We start from the raw sequence: 1,005 nt of genomic DNA, 5'->3' as shown, positions 1-1,005 counted from the left end.
GTCGCGGCGACGACCGCTACCTGCTGGCGTGGGCCGTCGTCGACAACGACCTCACCGTCCGGGACGTCCGCGAAGCCGCCAGCGCCGTCAACGACGGCCGCAACCTCGCCGGCGTCCTCGAGGAACTCGGCGTGACGCCCGGCGAACTCACCGTCACCCTCCCGTCCGTCGTCTACCGGGACCTCCGGCGGCACGCCACGGTCTCCGACCGCGACCCCGACGACGTCGTCTCGGACGCGCTCCGCGACTACCTCTGACGTTCGGCCTCCGCGTCGCCGCCGAGTAGCTCGGCAGCCGCGTCCGCGAGCACGTCCACAGCCGTCTCGACCTCCCGGGCGTCGACGGTCTCGTCCGGGAAGTGCGCCTGCTCGATGCTCCCCGGTCCGAACAGCACCGTCGGAATCCCCGCCGCGACGTAGTGGCGCGCGTCAGCGCCGTAGGTCACACCCCGCGGCGCCGCGTCGGCAAGCCCGTGCGTTTCCATCGCCGACTGGACCGCGCGCACGACCGGCTCCCCGGGGTCGACCTCGGACGGTTCGAACTGCACGGAGAAGCGCTCGAAGTCCGGCGGGTGGTCGCGCAGCCACTCGCTGTCCGCGACGACGTCCGCGAGTCGGTCGTCGAACTCGGCCTCGACCTCGGCCACGGTCTCGCCGGGCGCGACGCCGATGCGCCACTCCGCTGTCAGCGACGCCGGGACGGTCGACGCCCAGTCCCCCGCGTCGACGGTGCCACAGACTACCGGCCACTTCGTCGGGTAGTCCCCGTACAGCGGGTGGGTCACGCGCGCCTCCCGTTCCGTGGCGAGGGCCTCGAACGCCTCGCGAATGCGGTCGAAGTACTCGAGGGCGGACTCCCCCCGCCACGGGGTCGCCGCGTGCGACGACCGACCCCGGACGTGGAGGCGCTTCATCAGACTCCCCTCGCAGGCGACCACTGGCGTCAGCGACGTCGGTTCCGCGATGACCGCCGCGTCGCGCTCGAACGGGTACGGGTTGTCGAGCG

The 1,005-nt window shown here is 72.8% G+C and carries 2 protein-coding genes; one reads left to right on the top strand and one right to left on the bottom strand.

The annotated features are described in order from the left end of the window. Window positions 1–257, top strand: a 257-nt coding sequence (locus tag GRX66_RS19325; RefSeq protein ID WP_449271485.1) for a DUF7119 family protein, incomplete at its 5' end; no start/stop codon positions are given. Here the strand turns inward: GRX66_RS19325 and GRX66_RS19320 are convergent. Next, a partial coding sequence (locus GRX66_RS19320; protein WP_159527878.1) for a M20/M25/M40 family metallo-hydrolase occupies window positions 248–1,005 on the bottom strand: 758 nt, incomplete at its 5' end. The genes GRX66_RS19325 and GRX66_RS19320 overlap by 10 nt on opposite strands.

This window comes from Halobacterium bonnevillei, assembly GCF_009831555.1.
Lineage (GTDB): Archaea > Halobacteriota > Halobacteria > Halobacteriales > Halobacteriaceae > Halobacterium > Halobacterium bonnevillei.
This window is presented reverse-complemented; position numbering and strand designations above follow the sequence as displayed.